We start from the raw sequence: 20,301 nt of genomic DNA on the forward strand, positions 1-20,301 counted from the left end.
AAGCCGGGCCCGCCCGCCAGACCTTGCCCGCCGCCGTCGTCCGCGAACGGCGTTTCCCGCATGCCGGCGTCCCGGCGCAGGGAAGCCAGCCGGCGGACCAGCGGGGCGAAGAGCGCCTGGCCGGCGCTGTGGAAGCCGCTGACGGTGACGGTGCCGCGGGCGTCGTGCTGGTACGCGCCGATGGCTGCCTGTGCCGTGGCCATGGCGTTGATGACCTCCGCGCCGGCGTCCGCCAGCACCTGCCCGGCCTCCGTGAGCACCAGGTTCCGGCCGTCCTTGCGCGTGAGCGGGGTGTCCACCTGGCGCTGGAGCAGGGAAATCTGCTGGGACACGGCAGAGGGCGTCACGGACAGGGTTTCCGCGACAGCCTTGACGCTGCCCAGCTCGCCGAGCTCGCGCAGCATCTGCAGTTGATGTAATTCCACGCCGCCAGCGTACCATTTAGCATTCACTTAATCGATGATGGAGCAAAATTCGATTGTGCTAAATGGTTGCCGGGGCTGTAATGGATACAGTCAACCACCAAAACAGGAAAGTCGCCCATGAAAGCTCTGTACAAGTCCGGCGCACACGCAGGATTCGAACTCGTCGACCGCCCCGAGCCGGAAACCGGCACCCGCGAGGTCAAAATCAAGGTGGCCGCCACAGGCCTGTGCGGCACAGATCTGCACATCCTGGCATGGGACGCCTGGGCTGCCGCCAACATCGAGGCCCCGCTCATTGCGGGCCACGAATTCTACGGCGAAGTGGTGGAAGTGGGCGCGGACGTCCATGACGTCAAGGTGGGCGACAAGGTCTCCGGCGAGGGCCACGTGGTCTGCGGCATGTGCCGGAACTGCCGTGCCGGCCGCCGCCACATGTGCATCAACACCATCTCCGTGGGCGTGCAGCGCGACGGCGCCTTCGCCGAATACGTGGTGATCCCCGAATCCAACGTCTGGGTCCACCACGACCCCTCAATCACCCCGGAATTGGGCGCCATCTTCGATCCCCTCGGCAACGCCGTCCACACGGCCCTCAGCTACGGCCTGGTCGGGGAGGACGTGCTCATCACCGGCGCGGGCCCCATCGGCCTGATGGCCGTGGCCGTTGCCCGACACGCCGGGGCCCGCAAGATCGCCATCACCGACATCTCCGAGCCGCGCCTGGCCATGGCCGCCTCCATGGGCGCCGACCTGGCCGTCAACGTCGCCACCACCCGCCTCAAGGACGCCCAGCGCGAGCTCGGCATGCGCGAGGGGTTCGACGTCGGCCTGGAAATGTCCGGCCACCGCACCGCCCTGCCGGAAATGATCGACAACATGAACCACGGTGGCCGCATCGCCATGTTGGGCCTGCCGAGCGAGTCCATCGACATCAACTGGGGCAAGGTGGTCACGCACATGCTCACGCTCAAGGGCATCTACGGCCGCGAAATGTTCGAGACCTGGTACGCCATGTCCGCCATGCTCTCCTCCAACCCCGTGCTGCGCACCGCCGTGGCCTCCGTGGTCACCGACCGCCTGCCCGCCACCGAATGGGAGCAGGCCTTTGAGATCGCCAAGTCCGGCCGCGGTGGCAAAGTGGTCCTTGACTGGTCCGTCTTTTCCTAGCCACCGTTCTTCCAGCCACCCGGCGAGGACGACGGCGGAACCGCCTTCCGCCGTCGTCCTCCTTCCGCCCCTCCCACCCACCAGGAGTCCCGATGTACACCTCCCTTAAAGGCCAGCTCACCGCAGAGCTGGACGAAATCCGCACCGCCGGGCTGTTCAAGACCGAACGCCAAATCACCTCCGCCCAGTCCAGCCACGTGACGGCCGGGCCCCTGGATGGCGCAACGGCCCCCGTGCTGAACTTCTGCGCCAACAACTACCTGGGCCTGGCCGACCACCCGGAGATCATCGCGGCCGCCAAGGGCGCCATGGACAGCCACGGCTTCGGCATGGCCAGCGTGCGCTTCATTTGCGGCACGCAGGACCTGCACCTGGAACTGGAGGCTGCGGTCTCGAAGTTCCTGGGCACGGAGGACACCATCCTGTTCTCCTCCTGCTTTGACGCGAACGGCGGCGTGTTTGAATCGCTGTTCGGCGCGGAGGACGCCATCATTTCCGACGCCCTGAACCACGCCTCCATCATTGACGGCATCCGCCTGTCCAAGGCCGCCCGCTTCCGCTACGCCAACCAGGACATGGCGGACCTTGAGGTCCAGCTGCAGGCTGCGGCTGCCATGAACGACGGCGGCGGGGCCCGGCGGACCATCATCGTCACCGACGGAGTGTTCTCCATGGACGGCTTCCTGGCACCGCTGGAGTCCATCTGCGACTTGGCGGACAAGTACGGAGCGCTGGTCATGGTGGACGACTCGCACGCAGTGGGCTTCATGGGTGCCACGGGGGCCGGAACCCCGGAGCACGCCGGCGTCTCCGACCGTGTCGACATCTACACCGGCACCTTCGGCAAGGCCCTGGGCGGCGCGTCCGGCGGCTACGTCTCCGGCCGCGGCGAAATCGTTGCCATGCTGCGCCAGAAGGCCCGCCCGTACCTGTTCTCCAATTCGCTGGCCCCGGCCATTGTCGCCGCCACGCTCAAGGCCCTGGAACTGGTGGCCGGCTCCGCCGAACTGCGCACGCGCCTTTTCGAAAACGCCGCGCTGTTCCGCCGCCGCATGTCCGAGGAAGGCTTCGAGCTGCTGCCCGGCGAGCACGCCATCGTTCCCGTCATGTTCGGCGACGCCGTGGAGGCCGCCCGCGTGGCCGACTCCATGCTGGCGCACGGCGTGTACGTCACGGCCTTCAGCTTCCCCGTGGTGCCGCGCGGCGCCGCCCGGATCCGGGTCCAGCTCTCCGCTGCCCACAGCGCGGACGACGTCGAGGCGTGCGTCAGCGCGTTCGTTGCCGCCCGGGGCGGGGCCAGCTAGCCGGCCGGCCCGGTCCGCGCCTGAATCCGGGGTGAATCCGGCCTGACTTCACCTGACTCCACCTGACTTCACCTGACTTCACCTGACTTCACCTGACTTCACCTGACTCCGCCCGTACTCGACTTTGCGCCGGCGCCGGGGGTCCCCACCGGGCAGTTAAGCTGGAACCCATGGAGATCAGGGAGTGCACGGACAAGGATTGGCCAGCCATTTTCGGGTTCTACAGTGCCACCATGAAGGATGGCCGCAGCTACGCCTTTCCCGAGGGCCAGGGGCTCGAGGAGGCCCGGCCGTGGTGGATGGAGCAACCGCCCGGGCAGACGGTGGCGGCCGTCGCCGCAGGGGAGATTGTCGGCTCGGCCAAAATGGGCCCCAACCGGCCAGGGCGCGGAGGGCACATTGCCACGGCCTCCTTCCTGGTGGATCCACGGCACCGGGACCAGGGTGTGGGACGGGCCCTGGGCGAGTATGTGCTCGGCTGGGCGCGCAGCGAGGGCTATCGAGGCATCCAGTTCAATGCTGTTGTTGAGACCAACCTGCCGGCCGTCCACTTGTGGCAGTCAATCGGCTTCCAAATCATCGGGACGGTCCCAGGCGCCTTTGACCATCCGGAGCACGGACTGGTGGGCCTGCACGTGATGTTCCAGGAACTCTAGCGACGGTCCCGCCGCAAGGGAGATCGCAGTAGTTGGACGGAAATCGTCGGTTTTGCCTGGACTCGGTCCAACTGCTGCGACATCGATCCGGGGTGGCACCATTTTTGTGCACGGACGCTGCTGTGCCACGATGGCGCTATGGATTGTGACGTACTCATAGTTGGCGGCGGCGTTGCTGGGCTCTCCCTGGCCTGGCGGCTGTCCCCGTCCCGTTCGGTGGTGCTGGTGGAGGCGGAGGGGTCCCTGGCGTACCACACGTCCTCGCGCTCGGCCCGCCAGATGCAGCCCAGCTACGGACCGGAAGCCATCCAGGAGCTGACCCGCCGGAGCATTGCCATGGTGGAGGGCATCTCCGAACGGCTCCCTGCGCCCATCCTGGTGCCCCGGGCAATGCTGACGCTGGGAACCGAAACGGAGGTGGCCGCCCTGGTTGCGGCCAATGCGAACCTGGAAATGCTCACGCACAGCGAAACCATGGAGCGCAGCCCCGACCTGCGGCCTGAAACATTTGAGGCATCCGCGCTGGACGGCACGGCCATGGAGGTGGACGTGCCGGCGCTGCTGGAGTTTTACCGCAGGCAGGCCATCGGCACCGGAGCCATGGTGCTGACAGGTGCACCCGTCACCGCCGTCGAAGTGGTTGCGCCCGAGCCGGCCGGGGGGACGGACACGGAGGACGCCGCCACGGAAGGCCAGCCCACCCGTTTCCACGTCACCGCGGGACGGCACTCCATCACGGCCGGGACCCTGGTGGACGCCGCCGGCGCCTGGGCGGACGTCGTGGCCGCCCAGTTCGGCGCCCGCCCGCGGGGATTGCAGCCGCACCGGCGCAGCGTGGCCATCGTTTCCACGGAACACCCGGTGGACCCGACCGGGCCCATGGTGGAACCGGCCGACGAATCGTTTTACTACCGCCCCGACGGCAGCCACCTGCTCATCTCGCCCTGCGAGTCCGTCCCCGCTGAGCCCGGTGACGCGCAGGTGGTGGATGAGGACATCGCCGAGCTCATCCACCGCATCGGCGAGGTCACCACGGTGGGGATCACCGGCGTCGAACGGTCCTGGACGGGGCTGCGCACCCAGCCGGCGGACGGCCTGCCCGTGGTGGGCTTCGACGCGGACGTGCCCAACCTTTTCTGGCTGGCCGGGCAGGGGGGCTACGGCATCCAGACCTCCGCGGCCCTCGCCACGCTGGCCGCCGGGCTGCTGACCGGAACACTGACGGACGACGACGGCTGGCTGGCCGGCGCGCTCAGCCCCCAGCGTACGGGGCTGGGATAGCGGCAATTCCGTTGCTTGGGTTCTGAGGGCTGTTCTCACGGCCGTGGTACTGACGCGCCGCGAAGGCTACCCTAGGGGCATGGGACGGTCGACGGAGTTTGGCAACCACACCGACAGGGCTGTGCGGGTGGTGATCCTGGCTCAGGAATTGTCAACGGTGATGATGCATGACTCGTATATCGGTCCCGAGCATCTATTATTGGGGCTTTTGCACGCTGAACCGGACGCGGTGCAAACGGCGCTGGGCGTCTGGCCTGAGGAGGTGCGTGTCGCGATAATGCGTTTCGCCGCCCCTGGTCCGCCAAATAGGTCAGAATCAATGCCATTCACCCCCGGGGCTTTGGACGCCCTCAAGGCGGCGCAACGCATTGCGCAGGAGCTTCATTACGACCACGTCGGGATCAAGCACCTGTTGTTCGGGGTGCTGAGTGTCCATGGCGACCGCCTGGATCAGGCGCTGGCCGATGCAGGTGCGGATCGGGGCAGTGCGCAAACGCGTGTAATGGCGGCGCTTACGCGGGGGCGATCGGCTGGTCAAGGCGGGGCAACAGGCAGCGATACCCCGCCGACGCCCGGCTGAGCTGATCAAGATGGGCCCCGGGCTACCCGAGATGGTCGCCGCCGGCTGCGCGGCCGGCAGCCCGAACTCCAGCGCCGCTCAGCTGGCGGCACCGGAGGCCATGACGCCTACGCCGAGGGCCGTGATGATGCCGCTGCTGGCCCGTTCCAGGCCGGTTTTGACCTTGGGCCGGCGCAGCCACTTCATGGCCTTGTACGCGACGGCGGCCACGGCTGCGAGGTAGGCGAAGGCGATGACTGCCTCCAGCACGCCCAGGACCATGGCCGTGGCTAGCGTGTTGCCGCCGTGGGGAATGAACTGGGGCACCACGGCAAGGTAGAACAAGCCAACTTTGGGGTTGAGCAGGGTGGACAGGGCGCCCGCCGCAAAGCCGGCCCAGCGGCTGTAGGGGCGTTCCGTCGCGGGTGCCTCCGGCCCTTCCGCCAGGCCTGCCTTCGCGGCCTTCCGGGTTTTCAGGAAGGAGGAGACGCCCAGATAGACCAGGTAGATGCCGCCGGCAATTTTCACCCAGCGGAACACTTCGGCAGACTGCTCCACGATGGCCGCGAGCCCCACGCCCACCAGGGCGGCCCAGGCCACGGAAGCCGCTGCGGAACCCGCCGCGGCGGATACTCCTGCACTGGCACGGCCCAGTGCGATGCGCAGCACCAGGAAGGTGTCCGGCCCGGGCGTGACGGAAAGCAGCAGGCACAGGCCTGCGAACGCCAGCAGCGAAAGAATGGTCATGGGTGCAATTCTCCGGCACCCCGGGTGGCGCGTGCAACGGGGAGCAGCAAGCTGTTCGCTGAGGGGCCCGGCCGCCGGTGCGGCGCTGCCCTTGCGTCAGCGTTGCGTCAGCGTTGCCCCAGCCTTGCGCTGGCTCGTTGCGCCGGTTAGCTGGTGGCTCCGGAGGCAGCCACGCCCACGCCCAGCACTGCCAGCACGGCGCTGCTGCCGCGCTCAATGGCCTTGTTCACCTTGGGCTTGCGCAGCCACTTCATGGCCTTGTAGGACAGGATGGCAATGGTGGTCAGGTACAGCGTCCCGATAATGCACAGGGTGACGCCCAGGATCATCGCCATGCCCAGCGTGTTGCCGTTGTGCGGGATGAACTGGGGCACCACGGCCAGGTAAAACAGGCCCACCTTGGGGTTGAGCAGGGTGGACAGCAGGCCTGAGCCGTAGGCTGCCCGCTTGGAATACCGCAGCGGCTCCTGACCGCCGTCGGCCGCCATGCCTTCCTTGGCGGCCTTGCGGGCCTTCAAAAATGAGGAGACGCCCAGATACAGCAGGTAAACCCCGCCGGCAATCTTGATCCAGCGGAACACCTCGGCGGACTGCTCCAAAATGGCGGCCAGGCCGAGGCCCACCAGGGCGGCCCAGACCAGCGTGCCCGTGCCCGAGCCAAGCCCGGCGGCGATTCCGGAGCGGACGTTGCTGAGGGAAATGCGCAGCACCAAGAAGGTGTCCGGGCCGGGGATGAGGGCCAGCATGAGGCAGAGGCCGGCAAAGCCAATGAGGGAAACCAGGGTCATGGAGTCCATTCTCCGGCATCGCCGGGGTGGGCGCGAACACGGGGGAGCCGAGCGAAAGCTTTGTTGTCTGAGATGCCAGACGCGGCCCGCCGGACTCAAGCGCAGGCCGGCCAGCCGCCGTCGTACGCTAAGGGCATGAGCGAACTAATCACCAACATCGGCGAACTGATGACCCAGGACGGAGAACTCGGCACGCTGCGCAATGCCGCCGTGGTGCTGGAGGGGGAGCGGATCGCCTGGATTGGCGACGCCGGGAACGCGCCCGCCGCCGACACCGCCACCGACGCGCAGGGCCGGGCCGTGCTGCCGGGGTGGGTGGACTCGCACACGCACCTGATTTTTGCGGGCGACCGCACGGCCGAGTTTGAGGCGCGGATGGCCGGGGAGAGCTACAGCGCTGGCGGGATCGCGGTGTCCATGAATGCCACGCGGGCCGCGAGCGACTACGAGCTCACGCGGATGGCGCTGGGCCGGGTGTCGGAGGCGGCGTCGCAGGGCACCACCTATCTGGAGACCAAGACAGGATACGGGCTGGACGTGGAGCATGAGGCCCGCAGCGCCCGCATCGCCTCCACCGTGGCCGACGAGGTCACCTACCTCGGCGCCCACCTGGTCCCGGCCGGCATGGACGCCGATGCCTACACGGAGCTGGTCTGCGGGGAGATGCTGCGCGCTGTGCGGCCATATGTGTCCTGGGCCGACGTTTTTTGCGAGACCGGCGCGTTCACGCCGGAGCAGTCCCGGGCCGTGCTTACGGCGTGCCGCGAGGCCGGGCTGGGCCTGCGCGTGCACGGCAACCAGCTGGGCCCTGGCGCAGGGACTGCGCTCGCCGTGGAGTTTGGCGCGGCCAGCGTTGACCACGTGAACTTTCTGGCGGACAGCGACTTTGACCTCCTGGCGCAGTCGTGGTCCGGCTGGGACGGCGGAACAGGTGCGCGGGGGACCGTTGCCACGGTGCTGCCGGCATGCGACCTGTCCACGCGCCAGCCCCTGGCCCCCGCTCGGCGGCTGCTGGATGCCGGTGTGCAGCTGGCCATTGCCTCCAACTGCAATCCCGGCACCTCCTACACTTCCTCCGTGGCGTTCTGCGTGACCACGGCGGTGCTGCAGATGGGACTCTCCGTGCACGAGGCTGTCCGGGCCGCGACCTGGGGCGGCGCGCTGGCCTTGGGCCGCGAAACAGGCACCGACGAGGACGGAAAGCGGGCGGTGGGGTCCATCGCCGTCGGGCACCGCGCCGACCTCCACATGCTCAACGCGCCCTCCGCCACCCATCTGGCGTACCGCCCGGGCATGCCGCTCACGCACCAGGTGTGGCGCGCCGGCGTCGTCGTCTAACCCGCTTCGTTGAGATTCGAGATAACCACGCCTCCCCCCGTTGAGATTCGAGATAACCACCGCTCATCTGCCATGGGGGAGGTGGTGATCTCCAACCTCAACGGCCGGGGAGGTGGTGATCTCCAACCTCAACGGCGAAGGCCCCGGCGGTTGGCCTGTCGAGTTCCGTAAAAACCGGGTTTCGACAAGCCAACCGCCGGGGCCTTGTGGTCTCGACGCGCTCGCAGAGCTCGTCCCCAGGCGCTCCCACCGCTCGCAAGCTCGCGGCGGGTCCCTCGCGCCCGTGGGCCCAGCCCGAGCAACGGGGTTGGGTCCCCGCTGCTCGAGCAGCGGGTCAGGCTACGGTGTGCACGCCGTGTCCGCCGGGCGCGTGGCCGGGTCGAAGCCGGAGGCCACGGAGCCGCCGGTGCCGTACACCCGCATCTCCGCGGCCGCCGCGAACGGCTGGCCGTTGAGCGCGTTGATCGCCGTGAACTTCACGAACTTGGCCTGCACCGCGGGGAACGCGACGTTTTGCATCGCAGTGGTGTCCACCAGGCTGCCGGCGGCAACCTGGGTCCAGGTGCTGCCGTCCATCGAGGTGGAGATGGTGTAGTCCTTCACCTTTCCGTTCTGCCCGCCTGACTGGCGGCCCTGGTAGCCGAAGCCGTTGACGGTGAAGGTGCCGCCCAGGTCAAGTTGCAGCCAGTGCGGGTAGCTGGTGATGGTCGGATCGTACTGGGTGTGCCAGATGGTCCCGGCGTCGCCGTCAAGCACGTTGGCTGCCGGACCCTCGGCGGGGCCGGACGTCAGGTTCTCCGAGTCGGCGCTCGCTTTCATGCCCGACGTCGGCACCATCGCCTGGGTGGCGACGGCCAGGTTCGAATCAGAATCGACGGTCTTGGTGGCGCAGTCATTGAAGTACGTTGCCGAAGGGTGGATTGCCGCCGTTGTGCCCGCGGCGCCGGCCGGCGTGGTGATGATCCACGTGGTCGTGGCCGTGGCGCCCGGCTTGACGGTGCCCACCAGGTTTCCGCCAGCGGTGGCCACCTGGGCGCTCCAGCCGGCGGGCAGCGTGCCCAGCGACATGGCGACGTTCGTGGCATCCGTGGCCTCGTTGTTGGTGAACGTTGTCACGAAGCTGTTCGTGGTGCCTGGGTTCAGGTCCGCGTTGGCGGGCCCTGCCACGGAAGCGCAGGCCGCGCCGCCGCTGACGGCGCCGAGGTCCGTGACGGTGAAGTCGTCCAGGACAAAGTCGGCGCCGTTGGCAGCGCCGGTCTTGCGCAGGCCCACCCAGTTGTCGCCGCAGCCTGCCGTGAACGTCCGCGAGTACGTTGTGGTGTCCAGGGCCGGGGCCATGGCTTCGTCCTTGAGGTCCTTGGACGTCAGCTTGCCGTTGGCAACGGTGTCCGCGCCCGTGACCCACTGCCATTGCCCGGCAATGTTCGTCTGGTACTTGAAGGACACCGTGTAGGAATGCCCGGCCGTGAACGGCACCGTGGCCGGCACCGTGCGGTACACCAGGCCGGTGTTTTCCTCGTGCGCCTTCAGCGAGTGGTCCCCGTTCAGCACGTCATCGACGGCCTGCCCGTTCAGCGAACCCGAGTTGTACGGGCTGTACGTGTTCTTCCAGGTTTTCTGGGTGTACGGCGCGTGCAGGTCGCTGATGCTGGTGCGCGGGTCTGTCGATCCGCCGGCGTCGCCCTTCACAAACGGGCCCCAGCCGGGCTGGTTGCCCTCGAAGTTGGCGCTGGCCACCAGCGTGCCCGGGCTGCCCGCGGGCACGGCCACCGGCGTCGTGGTGTCCTCCATGATGCGCACGTCGTCCAAGGTCACGGCCGCGGCACCGGCCACGGCGCTGATTGACACGTCCACCTTGTGGTTGACGGGTGCGGTGAACTGCACCGAGGCCCGCTGCGAGTACGTGCCCTGCTTGGCATCGGCCGCCACCATGTTCTGCTGCGGGGTGATGTCAAAGGTGTTGGCGGCGCTCAGGCCGGTCCCGGCCACCCCCAGCGTGACGGCGCGGCGGCTGCCCGCGGCTATCTCCACGTTGGCGCTCAGCGTGTACTTCTTGCCCGCTTCCAGCTTCTTCACGGACTGCGAGATGGACGACGCCGAGTTCCCCAGCACCGCCACATTGTCACCTGTCGCTGTGCGTGCGGTGGCGGCGCCGCCGGTCGGGTTCCAGGCATCGAGGTTGCCGGCGTTGAAGCCCGGGTCCACCAGCAGGGAGCCGTCGCCGTAGTTGGCGGCCTTGTTCACGGGCTGGTCGCCGTTCGGGGCCAGGATGTACGGGACACCCTTGTCGCCGGTGAGCGTCACGGTGCCGTTGCTGTTGATGACGTCGGCCACCTTGGTGCGGCCCTGGTCGGTGAGTTTGTACAGCGTGAAGTTGCGCTTGTTCGCGAACTGGCTGGTCAGCGTGAACGTGGTGGTGCCGCCGGCTGCCGAGTAGAAGTACATCTTGTCGGCGTGCAGTGGCGAGGTGGTCTGGCTGTTGTCCACGGCGTCCTGCCACGGCAGCAGGTAGGTGCCGCCGTCGAGCACCACGGCGTTGCCCATGGTGATCTGGCGCTGGCCATTGACCATCTTGATGGCGACCCCGTCAGTGAGCGTGGCGGACTTGCCAAAGTCCCAGTTGGTCACGTCAAAGTGCTGGATGAACTTGGTGGGCAGGTTGTTCACGAAGATGTTGTTGTAGAAGTTGTTCCAGTTGTCCTGGCCCGTCCACCCCTCAAAGTCCTTCAGCTGCGCGCCGCCCAGCAGCGGGTCCGTGTTCCAGACATCGCGCTGGGTGTTGGCAATGAAGCGGACAATGTTGGAGTTGATGCCCTTGTTTGTGGCACCGCCGTAGTTCTTGTCATTGGCCCAGTGCGACCAGATGGAGTTGCCCTCGAACTTGTACGCCCATTCCGTGGCCACCTCGAAGCCCATCTTGTGCAGCTGCGTGGCGAGCTGGTCGGAGAGCCATCCGCTGGAGTAGTAGGCGTCAATGTAGACCGTCTTGATGCCGGGGGCTTCCTTGCGGAGCTCGGCGAAGCGGTCCAGGATGGCGCCGGTGCCAAGGTCGTTGCGCTGGTCAATGTGGTACGACTGGTTCAGCCAGTCCCAGCCGTTGACCTGGCCGGAGATCATGCCGGAGCTGAAGCTCTTGGCCTGCGGGTAGGCTTCCGTGACGTTGACGTGCACCGCCATGTCGGCGTTGTACGCGGCGCTGGAGGACGCGAGAGTGTTCAAGTCCGCCAGGCCGCCGGCGCGGGTGTTGTAGTCTCCGCCGTAGTCAGGGTGGCCCGAATCGTGGCCCTCGTTCGCGTAGCCCTTCTCCAGGACCCACTGGCCCAGGTCGTCCGTGGACTGGGAAATCCGCTTGACGTTGTCCAGGGTCTTCAGGAACGGGTTGGTGGCCTGGGAGGCAAAGTTGAACGGGATGTGCTGGACCACGCGCTCGGGAACTCGGCTGGCGCCGGCCGGCGCGGTCATGGCGTTCCGGTAGGCGATGGCGCCGTCTTCCCAGGTGACATTGCCGTCATTGTTGGCATCCGAGGAAAGCACCACGGTGGTCTTGGGCAGCGTGTAGAACTGCACGCGCGGATCGGTGGCGCCCTTGGCTGCGTAGGTGTAGTTGCCCACGGAGAGTTCGGCCCGCTTGGCGCCGTTGCCGGCGTCGATAATCCGTGACTGCAGCCGCGAGTTCCAGTTCGTGGTGGAATCCTGGGCGGCATCGTCCGTGGCGTTCGTCATCAGCCCGGCGGAGAGCTGGGAGTTGCTGACAAAGCCGTAGGGGGTGCCGACGTCGGCCTTGTCCGCCTTGGTGGCGGCGGTGACTGCGGTGAACTGGTCAGCCGTGGTGGTGGAGTCGGTGGAGATCTTCGTCCGGGCCAGCTGGGAGTGCGGGTCGCCGGAGTCCACGGACACCAGCGACTGGTTGGGGATGGCCAGCTGGTCCACGGTGGCCGCGGCGCTGCCGGAAATCTTCGTGACCGCGAATTCCACCGTGTTCGCCGCGGTGGCGGTCAGCGAGGACTCAATGGTCAGGTTGGGGAAGTCAGCAAACGTTGAACTGTACGTGGCCGTGGCCCCGCTGGCCGTCATGGTGGTGGTGGCCGCGTAGTTCTTGCCGTTCAGGGAAAAATTGCTGAGCTTGTCCGCCTGGCCGGCCAGCGACTTCCCGTCCAGGGAGTAGGAGACCACCTGGGGGAATTCCTTTCCGACGGCGACGTCCAGCCCCTTGCCATTGCTGATGGTGACGGGCGTGGCCGGATCCGCGGGCGGGGCCGGGGGCACAGGCGCAGGGGTGGTGTCCCCCGTGGCCCGGACGCGCAGCTCCGAGGCTGAGACATTGTTGCTGCCGTTGATGGTGCTGTCCGCCTCAAACTTTACGTAGCGGGCCTTGACCGGGCTGTCGAAGAGGATGGTCTGGACCTGGGTGTTGGAGGTGGGCTGGACCAGGGTGCCCTTGGCCACGGGAGCGCCCCAGTTGCCGGCCGGGTCGTTCGCCACGGCGGCGTCATTCGTGGCGAAGACCTGGTAGTTCTTGACGGGGCCGTTGGACTGGTTCTTGACGGAGTAGTCGAGGCCCGTCAGGGTGAAGGAGCCGCCCACGTCCCAGGAGATCCAGTGGGGCAGCGGGGCGGCAACGCCCACGCCGTTGACCACCGTGTAGGCCACCGTCCACTGCGAGGAGTAGTCGTTGTCGAAGGCGCCGGCGGCCGTTCCGTCCAGTGCGGGCGGGGCCGGGTAGGCGGGGGACTGGGAATCAGCGCCGATCAGCGTGTACTGGGAGGGGGAAATGGGCACGCCGGAGCTGTCCGGGGCGGCCTGGGCGGCGGCCCCAATGCCGACGCTCAGGGAAGCCAGCAGTGCCAGCGTGGCCGCGGCGGCGGTGGCGCGGTGCAGCGTCAGGCGAAGATGCGGCGGCGGGGCCGTCGTCTTGCAGGGTTGCGGGGATTTCACGTGGTTGTCCTTTGCGGGAAGGTAATTGCAAGGGTGCCCCGGACTGCTGCCTGGGACGGGGTGCCCGGGCTGCCATCCTGGCCGGGGTTGCCGGTCCGGGTGGCAGCCCGAAGCATTGTTATGCATAACAGCGTCGAGTATTCCACGGTTGTGGCGTGGATTACAAGATCGGGATTTTCGCGCCGTGACGCTTGCGGGGCAGTGTTTCCTCACGAGCCCATGGCGTTAACATGATTGTTTATCTATTGTTTTAATCATCAATGATCATTTCATGGTAGGCTGGGGAGCATACAATGCATCTAGCGGGCAAGTCCGGGGCCGCCCAGTGCCTCCGGGGCCCGCCACTTCAAGGAGTACGCAGAACATGAGTGAAAACACCGCCCTTGGCCCGTTCATGGAAGCCGAACTGACCAGCCAGCCGGAGGTTTGGGCCAGGGCCATCGCGCAGGCCCAGACGGAAACGCTGCTGCCCGCGGACGGCGAGCGCGTTGCCGTGATTGGCTGCGGCACCTCCTGGTTTATGGCACAAAGTTACGCTGCCGCCCGGGAAACTGCCGGCAAGGGCGTCACGGATGCCTTCGCCGCCTCGGAGGCCTTCCTCGGTGAAGCCCGCGGCTACGACGCCGTCATTGCGATCACCCGCTCCGGCACCACCACCGAGGTGCTGGAAATCCTGACGGCCATCAAGGGCACCATCCGCACCGTGGCACTGGTGGGCGACACCACCTCGCCGATCATGACGCTGGCCGACGCCGTCGTCGAGCTTCCCTACGCCGATGAGAAGTCCGTGGTGCAGACCCGCTTCGCCACCACCGCCCTGGCCTACCTGCTCACCAGCGTGGGCGTGGACCTCACCGCCGCCATCGAGGACGCCAAGACGGCCGTAACGGCCCCCGTGGAGCAGGAGCTCATCGACGCCGAGCAGTTCACCTTCCTTGGCACCAACTGGACTGTGGGCCTGGCCCATGAGGCCGGTCTGAAAATGCGGGAGGCCGTGCAGGGCTGGACGGAATCCTACCCCGCCAAGGAATACCGCCACGGACCCATCTCCATTGCTGCCCCGAACCGTGTCACCTGGATGTTTGGCGAGCAGCCCGAGGGCCTGGATGCGGACATGGCCAAGACCGGCGCGCTGTACCTCAACCGCAGCGTGCACCCGCTGGCGGAGCTGGCCCGCGTGCACCGCGTCACCCTTCAACGTGCCCGTGCCCGCGGCATGAACCCCGACCTGCCGCGCAACCTGACCCGCTCCGTCATCCTGTCCGGGCAGGCCTAAGGCCTTGGTGCGGGGACCGGGGGCCGTGGGCCGGGCGGGGACCGTCCCGGCCAGCGCTGTGCTGGCCTTTGACGTGGGCGGCACTGACATGAAGGTGGGCCTGGTGCGCGGGGAACCGGGCATCTCCAACCACGACGTCGAAGACCTCCAGCGCCACCCCACCCCGCTCGACGGCGGCCGGTCAGGTGAGACCGTGTGCGCCCGGATCGTGGAACTGGTGGGCCAGTACCGGGAGGCCCATCCGGAAACGGCCATCGCCGCCGTGGGCGTCACGGTGCCCGGCATCGTGGATGAGGCAGCGGGCGTGGGGGTGTATTCAGCCAACCTCGGCTGGCGGGACTTCCCGTTCACGGCCACCCTCACGGCTGCGCTGGGCCTGCCCGTGGCCTTTGGCCACGACGTGGGCATGGCGGGGGAAGCCGAATTCCGGATCGGTGCCGCTGCAGGCAGGGCCAACGTGGCCGTGCTGGTCATCGGCACGGGCATTGCGGGTGCGTTTTCCTGCGACGGCCGCCGCATCCAGGGCGCCGGCTACGCCGGGGAAATTGGCCATGCGCTGGTCCCCGCCGCCGACGGCACCCTGCAGATCCTCGAGTCCCGGGCCTCGGCCGGCGCCATCGCCCGCCGCTACACGGAGGCCACTGCCACCCCCGTGGATGGCGCCCGCGAGGTGCTCAAGCGCGCCGGCGCCGGGGATGAAACAGCGCGCCGCATCTGGAGCGAGGCGGTGGACGCCCTGGCGTTCAGCGTGGCCCAGTGCGTGGCCATGCTGGGCACCGACACCGTGGTGCTGGGCGGCGGGCTGTCCATGGCAGGGGATGCCCTGTTCACGCCGCTGGCCAGCAAGGTGGATGCACTGCTCACCTTCCAGCCCCGCCCCGCCTACCTGCACGCAGCCCTGGGCGAGAACGCCGGCCTCATCGGCTCCGCGCTCAAGGCCCGCTCCCTGCTGACGGCAGGGGAGCGATGAGCGCCCCCGGCCTCAACGGCCCGGGCGTGGACGGCCCCGGCCCGCTGGTGCTGACAGTCACGCCCAATGCCGCCGTCGACGTCACCTACACCGTGGCGGGCGTGGAACTCGGTGCCTCGCACCGCGTCCCCGTGCCCCTCCACCGCGCGGGCGGCAAAGGCCTGAACGTGTCCCGCGTGGCACACCAGCTGGGCTTTCCCACCCTCGCCATCGCCACGGCAGGGGGCACCACGGGGGCGCAGCTCCGGGCGGATCTCGACGCCTCGGGCATCGCGCACGACCTGGTCCCCGTGGCGGCGGAAACCCGCCGCACCATTGCCCTGGTGGACACCGCGGCCGGGCAGACCAGCATCTTCAACGAGGCCGGCCCCGCGCTGACGGAGGCGGAATGGCAAGCCCTGAGCGCCGCCGTCGTCCGGCAGTTGGCAGGCGCCCTGCCGGACGGGAGTGGCAAGGCCGGCTTTAACCCGGACGACGCCGGTGCCCGCCCGGGCGTGCTGGTGGGCTCAGGCTCCCTCCCGGAGCAGGCGCCGGAGGATTTCTACCCGGGGCTGGTGGCGCTGGCACACAACGCAGGCGTCCCCGCCATCATTGACACCTCCGGCGCCGGGATCCTCGCCGCGGCGCGGGCAGGTGCGGACCTGCTCAAGCCCAACAACCACGAGCTCATGGACGCCGTGGGTGAGACGGACCTGGTGGCGGCCGCCCGCAAGCTCATGGACCTGGGCGCCCGGCGCGTCCTGGTCAGCGTGGGGGAGGAGGGCATGCTCGCCTTCGAAGCCGGCCGGCCCGGCTACCTGCAGGCCAGGCTGCCTGCACCCCTATCCGGGAACCCCACGGGGGCCGGGGACGCGGCGGTGAGCGCGGCCGCCGTCGCACTCGCCAACGGCGTCACGGAACTGCGGGAGATCCTGGCCCGCGCCACGGCCTGGAGCGCCGCCGCCGTGCTCATGCCCGGTGCCGGGGAAATTTCCCCCCGGCACGCCGAGCTGGCCGCACAACTCATCATCACCGACCACTGACGCACAAGGACTTATTTCATGGCATTGACCAACACGCGCACCATCATGGACCAGGCCGCCGCGGCAGGTTCCGGGCAGGGCGCCTTCAACGTCATCCACCTCGAGACGCTCGAGGGGCTGATTGGCGGCGCCGAGGCTGCCGGGCTGCCGGTGATTTTGCAGATTTCCGAAAACTGCGCCACGTTCCACGGCGGGCTGGAGCCCGTGGCGCTGGCCTCCCTGGCCGCCGCCCGCAAGGCGTCCGTGCCCGTGGCCGTGCACCTGGACCACGCCGAATCCGTGACACTGGCCATGCAGGCCGTGGACCTGGGCTTCGGCTCCATCATGTACGACGGCGCCCACCTGGAATACGGCGCCAACGTCGAGTCCACGGCGCGGGTGGCCGCCTACGCACACGAACGCGGCGTATACGTTGAGGCCGAGCTCGGCAAGGTGGGCGGCAAGGACGGAGCCCACGCACCCGGCGTGCTGACCGACCCGGCCGAAGCAGCCGCTTTCGTCGCCGCCACCGGCGTGGACGCGCTCGCCGTGGCGGTGGGGTCCTCCCACGCCATGACCGAGCGCTCCGCCGCGCTGAATCTGGATCGGATTGCGGAACTTTCGGCGGCGCTGGACGTGCCCCTGGTGCTGCACGGCTCCTCCGGGGTGTCGGATGCGAACATCGTGGCAGCCATTGTCGCCGGCATGACGAAGATCAACGTCTCCACGCACCTGAACGGCTTCTTCACCCGGGCCGTGCGCGAGTACCTGGACGCCCATCCGGCCGTGGTGGACTCGCGCAAATACCTGGGCGCCGGCCGTGCCGCATTGGTGCCCGAAGTGGCCCGACTGCTAGCTTTGTTTGCGGGCGCCGCGCGGCACTAGCCCGGCCGCAACCCCAGCCGGCTGGAAGCGGCCGCGGCCGCCCGGGCCAGGCACCGCCGTCGTCCGCGGCCTTTGTTTTTCCATGCATTCTCCAAGGGAGGCGTTTCATGAACCGCACCGAACGGCTGACAGCAATCCTGGACATCCTCGCTGCCGACGGACAGGTGGAAGTCGACGAGATTGTGGGCAAGCTCGGCGTTTCCCCGGCCACGGCCCGGCGGGACCTGGACTCGCTGGCCAACGAGCGCCTGCTGACCCGGACCCGCGGGGGAGCGACCTCCGGCTCCGTCTCCTACGACCTGCCCGGCCGCTACAACAGGGACGACCACGCGGCGCAGAAGCACAGCATTGCCCTGGCTGCCAGCGGGCTGATCCAGAAGGGCGCCGTCATCGGCCTGTGCGGGGGGACCACCAGCACGGCGCTGGCCCAGGTCCTCTCGACCCGCGAGGACCTCATGGAGCAGTCCAACCGGCCCACGCTGACGGTGGTCACGAACGCCATCAACATCGCCGCGCAGCTGGCCATCCGGCCCAACTTCAAGATCATGGTCACCGGCGGCGTCCTCAACCCCCGCTCCTACGAGCTGGTGGGCCCGTACGCCGATTCCATCCTGCAAAAGGTGGCGCTGGACATTGCGTTCATCGGCGTGAACGGCATTGAACCCGGCACCGGTCCCACCATCAACGACGAGGGTGAGGCGTCGGTGAATTCGCGCATGGCCCGCCGTGCGTCGGTGGCCTACATGCTGGCGGATTCGTCCAAGATTGGCCAGCGCGCCTTTGCCACCATGGAGGACCACCGCTTCCACAAGCTCATCACCGACTCCGGCATCACGGACGCGCAGCTGGCGGCCTTCCAGGATGCGGGCACTGAAGTCATCGTGGGTCCGGACGCGTAAGCTGGTGCGCTGACGGCCGGGGCACGCCGGGGTTTAGAGCGAATCCAGCACCGTGGTGCCAGGTTCGGCCGCGGTCCACTGCTCAAACGGCGTATCCAGCAGGTAGCTGCCGCCGCTGCCGACCAGCGCCCGCACCTCGGCATTGCCCGGGTTGTTCAGCGACTCGAAGTATTCCACGGACCAGTGGAACCAGCGCATGCAAAACAGCCGCATGGTGAGCCCGTGCGTCACCAGCAGCGTGTTGGGGGCATAGTCCGGCTTGGACCAGTGGCGGTACAGGGTTTCCATGAAGGAGGAGACCCTGTCATAGACATCCGAGCCCGATTCCCCCTCGCGGAAGCGGTAGAAGAAATGGCCGTACGCGTTGCGCAGCTCCTTCTGGTCCGCAATTTCCGCAGGATTTTGAAAGTTGGCCCAGTCCTGTTCACGCAGCCGCGGCTCCTCCACGGTGCGCTCCACCAGGTCTCCGAGCTTGAGCGCCTCCAGGGTTTGGTAGGCGCGCAGGTACGGGGAAACGTACACGCACACCTTCTGCCCGTCCAGGCGCCGGCGGATCTGTTCGCCGGCCGCCGCGGCCTCCGCCAGTCCCTGCTCGGTCAGGGGGATCCGGTAATCGGGGATCCTGTTGTAAATGGACTGGTCGAAATTGGCGGCCGACTGTCCGTGGCGGACCATGATGATCTGGCGTGGGGCGCTCATACCCCGAGCCTAGCCCGGCCGCCGCGAAATCAGGCCGCAGGCAGGGCATGATGGAGGGCATGAGTGAAAATCAGCCCGGCCCGGGAGGCGCCGGCGTCGTACTGGCGAAACGGGACAGGCGCCGCCTGGTGTTTGAGGTGCTGCTGGTGCTGGGGCTCTCGCTGGGACAGTCGGCGGTGTATTCGGTGGTGCAGCTGCTGGACAAGATGTCGCGGGCGCCCATTGCCCAGGGCACGTCCACGCTGAATGTGGTGCGCAGCAACCGCGAATTTTTTGACCTGACGTACCAGCTCCTGGATATTTTCTTTGCCCTGGTGCCGGTGTTTTTGGTGTTTTATTTGCTCGCCGAGCCCGGAAAATCGGTGTTCCGCCGGATCGGGCTGGACTTTCGGCGCCCCGTCCGGGACGGGCTCGGCGCCCTGGGCCTGCTGGTGGTGATTGGCGTGCCGTCGCTGGGGCTGTACGCGGCGGGGCGGGCGCTGGGGATCACCACGGAGATCATCCCGAGTGCGCTGAACCAGTACTGGTGGACGGTGCCGGTGCTGGTGCTCTCCGCCATCCACAACGGACTGCTGGAGGAAGTGGTCATGGTGGGCTGGCTGCTGGACCGGCTGGAGCGGATAGGTTTCACGCCGCTTGTTGCCGTCCTGGCGAGCTCCTTGATCCGCGGCAGCTACCACCTGTACCAGGGGTTCGGGCCGTTCGTGGGGAACTTTGCGATGGGGCTGCTGTTTTGCTGGCTGTACAAAAAGTATGGGCGCGTCATGCCGCTGGTGGTGGCGCACTCCCTGGTGGACATTGCCGCATTCACGCTGGGCCCGGCCCTCGGATTCGGCTGAGCGTGGCTGAAATGTCCGCGGGTGGCCCTGACTGCGCGGTCAGTATGCAGCGATGGCGGCTTAGCCCGGGCCTAAGTCGCCATCGCTGCTGACTCGAGGGCGGGCCGCGGGCGGACGGTGCGCATCTCGTCGCCGAGTGTACGGTTCGGGTGGGTTGGGGCGGCCGCGTGGCGCCGAATCTGTACACTCGGCGCCAAGCATCCTCGCCGAGTGTACGGTTCGGGTGGGTCGGCGCCAAGCCTCGTCCCCGAGTGTACAGATCGGGTGGGTCGGGGCGGCCGCGTGTCGCCGAATCTGTACACTCGGCGCCCAGGCAACATAGCGTGTCGCCGAATCTGTACACTCGGGTCCCCATGACGCACCCGCGCGGCGGTGCCCCCGGACTCGGCTGATTGCGGCTGAAACGTCCCCATGCGGCACCGACCGTCCGGCCAGTATGCAGCGATGGCGGCTTAGCGCGGGTCTAAGCCGCCATCGCTGCTGACTCGAGGGCGGGCCGTGGTCGGGACACACGAAAGCGGCACCCTCCCGC

Annotated in this window: 17 protein-coding genes; 12 read left to right on the top strand and 5 right to left on the bottom strand. The window is 67.8% G+C overall.

What is annotated here, in order from left to right:
• The coding region (locus LPN03_RS13805; protein ID WP_262454660.1) for a LysR family transcriptional regulator at window positions 1–425 on the bottom strand (425 nt) is incomplete at its 3' end.
• 117 nt (window positions 426–542) lie between these two features.
• On the opposite strand from LPN03_RS13805, the gene tdh reads away from it, so the two are divergent.
• The 5 genes from tdh (at window position 543) to LPN03_RS13830 (ending at window position 5,413) form a co-directional block, all read left to right on the top strand.
• The gene (tdh, locus tag LPN03_RS13810) at window positions 543–1,592 is read left to right on the top strand and encodes an L-threonine 3-dehydrogenase (protein ID WP_262454661.1); all 1,050 of its coding nucleotides are present in this window, start codon (window positions 543–545) and stop codon (window positions 1,590–1,592) included.
• Window positions 1,593–1,684: 92 nt separating this feature from the next.
• Window positions 1,685–2,896 carry a glycine C-acetyltransferase gene (locus tag LPN03_RS13815; RefSeq protein WP_262454662.1) on the top strand — a complete coding sequence of 404 codons (1,212 nt, stop codon included), beginning with the start codon at window positions 1,685–1,687 and terminating at the stop codon, window positions 2,894–2,896.
• A gap of 170 nt (window positions 2,897–3,066) precedes the next feature.
• On the top strand, window positions 3,067–3,552 hold the full coding sequence (locus tag LPN03_RS13820; RefSeq protein WP_262454663.1) for a GNAT family N-acetyltransferase: 486 nt from the start codon (window positions 3,067–3,069) through the stop codon (window positions 3,550–3,552).
• Between the two features lie 138 nt (window positions 3,553–3,690).
• Entirely contained in the window at window positions 3,691–4,833 is a 1,143-nt protein-coding gene (locus LPN03_RS13825; protein WP_262454664.1) for an NAD(P)/FAD-dependent oxidoreductase, read from the top strand.
• A gap of 79 nt (window positions 4,834–4,912) precedes the next feature.
• Window positions 4,913–5,413 (top strand): Clp protease N-terminal domain-containing protein, encoded by a 501-nt coding sequence (locus LPN03_RS13830; protein ID WP_262454665.1) that lies wholly within the window; start codon window positions 4,913–4,915, stop codon window positions 5,411–5,413.
• A 78-nt stretch (window positions 5,414–5,491) separates the two neighbouring features.
• Here the strand turns inward: LPN03_RS13830 and LPN03_RS13835 are convergent, their stop codons facing one another.
• A complete protein-coding gene (locus tag LPN03_RS13835) occupies window positions 5,492–6,139 on the bottom strand; it encodes a LysE family translocator (RefSeq protein WP_262454666.1) in 648 nt (215 codons plus the stop codon).
• Between the two features lie 146 nt (window positions 6,140–6,285).
• The gene (locus LPN03_RS13840) at window positions 6,286–6,927 is read right to left on the bottom strand and encodes a LysE family translocator (RefSeq protein ID WP_262454667.1); all 642 of its coding nucleotides are present in this window, start codon (window positions 6,925–6,927) and stop codon (window positions 6,286–6,288) included.
• A gap of 135 nt (window positions 6,928–7,062) precedes the next feature.
• On the opposite strand from LPN03_RS13840, the gene hutI reads away from it, so the two are divergent.
• Window positions 7,063–8,265: an imidazolonepropionase gene (hutI, locus tag LPN03_RS13845; RefSeq protein WP_262454668.1), complete on the top strand. Its 1,203-nt coding sequence runs from the start codon at window positions 7,063–7,065 to the stop codon at window positions 8,263–8,265.
• A 339-nt stretch (window positions 8,266–8,604) separates the two neighbouring features.
• Here hutI and LPN03_RS13850 read toward each other — a convergent pair whose 3' ends face one another.
• Entirely contained in the window at window positions 8,605–13,200 is a 4,596-nt protein-coding gene (locus LPN03_RS13850) for an endo-alpha-N-acetylgalactosaminidase family protein (RefSeq protein ID WP_262454669.1), read from the bottom strand.
• Between the two features lie 364 nt (window positions 13,201–13,564).
• Between LPN03_RS13850 and LPN03_RS13855 the strand changes: the two genes are divergently transcribed.
• The 5 genes from LPN03_RS13855 to LPN03_RS13875 all read left to right on the top strand — a co-directional run bounded on the left by LPN03_RS13855 (window position 13,565) and on the right by LPN03_RS13875 (window position 18,231).
• On the top strand, window positions 13,565–14,476 hold the full coding sequence (locus LPN03_RS13855) for an SIS domain-containing protein (protein WP_262454670.1): 912 nt from the start codon (window positions 13,565–13,567) through the stop codon (window positions 14,474–14,476).
• Between the two features lie 7 nt (window positions 14,477–14,483).
• Window positions 14,484–15,446, top strand: coding sequence for an ROK family protein (locus LPN03_RS13860; protein WP_262454671.1), 963 nt, complete (start codon window positions 14,484–14,486; stop codon window positions 15,444–15,446).
• The gene (locus LPN03_RS13865; RefSeq protein ID WP_262454672.1) at window positions 15,443–16,468 is read left to right on the top strand and encodes a 1-phosphofructokinase family hexose kinase; all 1,026 of its coding nucleotides are present in this window, start codon (window positions 15,443–15,445) and stop codon (window positions 16,466–16,468) included. The genes LPN03_RS13860 and LPN03_RS13865 overlap by 4 nt, the downstream gene beginning before the upstream one ends.
• Window positions 16,469–16,486: 18 nt before the next feature.
• The gene (locus LPN03_RS13870; protein ID WP_262454673.1) at window positions 16,487–17,332 is read left to right on the top strand and encodes a class II fructose-bisphosphate aldolase; all 846 of its coding nucleotides are present in this window, start codon (window positions 16,487–16,489) and stop codon (window positions 17,330–17,332) included.
• Window positions 17,333–17,439: 107 nt separating this feature from the next.
• On the top strand, window positions 17,440–18,231 hold the full coding sequence (locus LPN03_RS13875; protein WP_262454674.1) for a DeoR/GlpR family DNA-binding transcription regulator: 792 nt from the start codon (window positions 17,440–17,442) through the stop codon (window positions 18,229–18,231).
• A 33-nt stretch (window positions 18,232–18,264) separates the two neighbouring features.
• Here the strand turns inward: LPN03_RS13875 and LPN03_RS13880 are convergent, their stop codons facing one another.
• Entirely contained in the window at window positions 18,265–18,930 is a 666-nt protein-coding gene (locus LPN03_RS13880) for a histidine phosphatase family protein (protein ID WP_262454675.1), read from the bottom strand.
• 59 nt (window positions 18,931–18,989) lie between these two features.
• Here LPN03_RS13880 and LPN03_RS13885 point away from each other — a divergent pair, with 59 nt between their 5' ends.
• Window positions 18,990–19,769, top strand: a complete 780-nt coding sequence (locus LPN03_RS13885; protein WP_262454676.1) for a CPBP family intramembrane glutamic endopeptidase — start codon at window positions 18,990–18,992, stop codon at window positions 19,767–19,769.
• The last annotated feature ends 532 nt before the right edge of the window (window positions 19,770–20,301 follow it).

Origin of the sequence: Arthrobacter sp. A2-55, assembly GCF_025548615.1 — a bacterium.
GTDB classification, from domain to species: Bacteria; Actinomycetota; Actinomycetes; order Actinomycetales; family Micrococcaceae; genus Specibacter; species Specibacter silviterrae.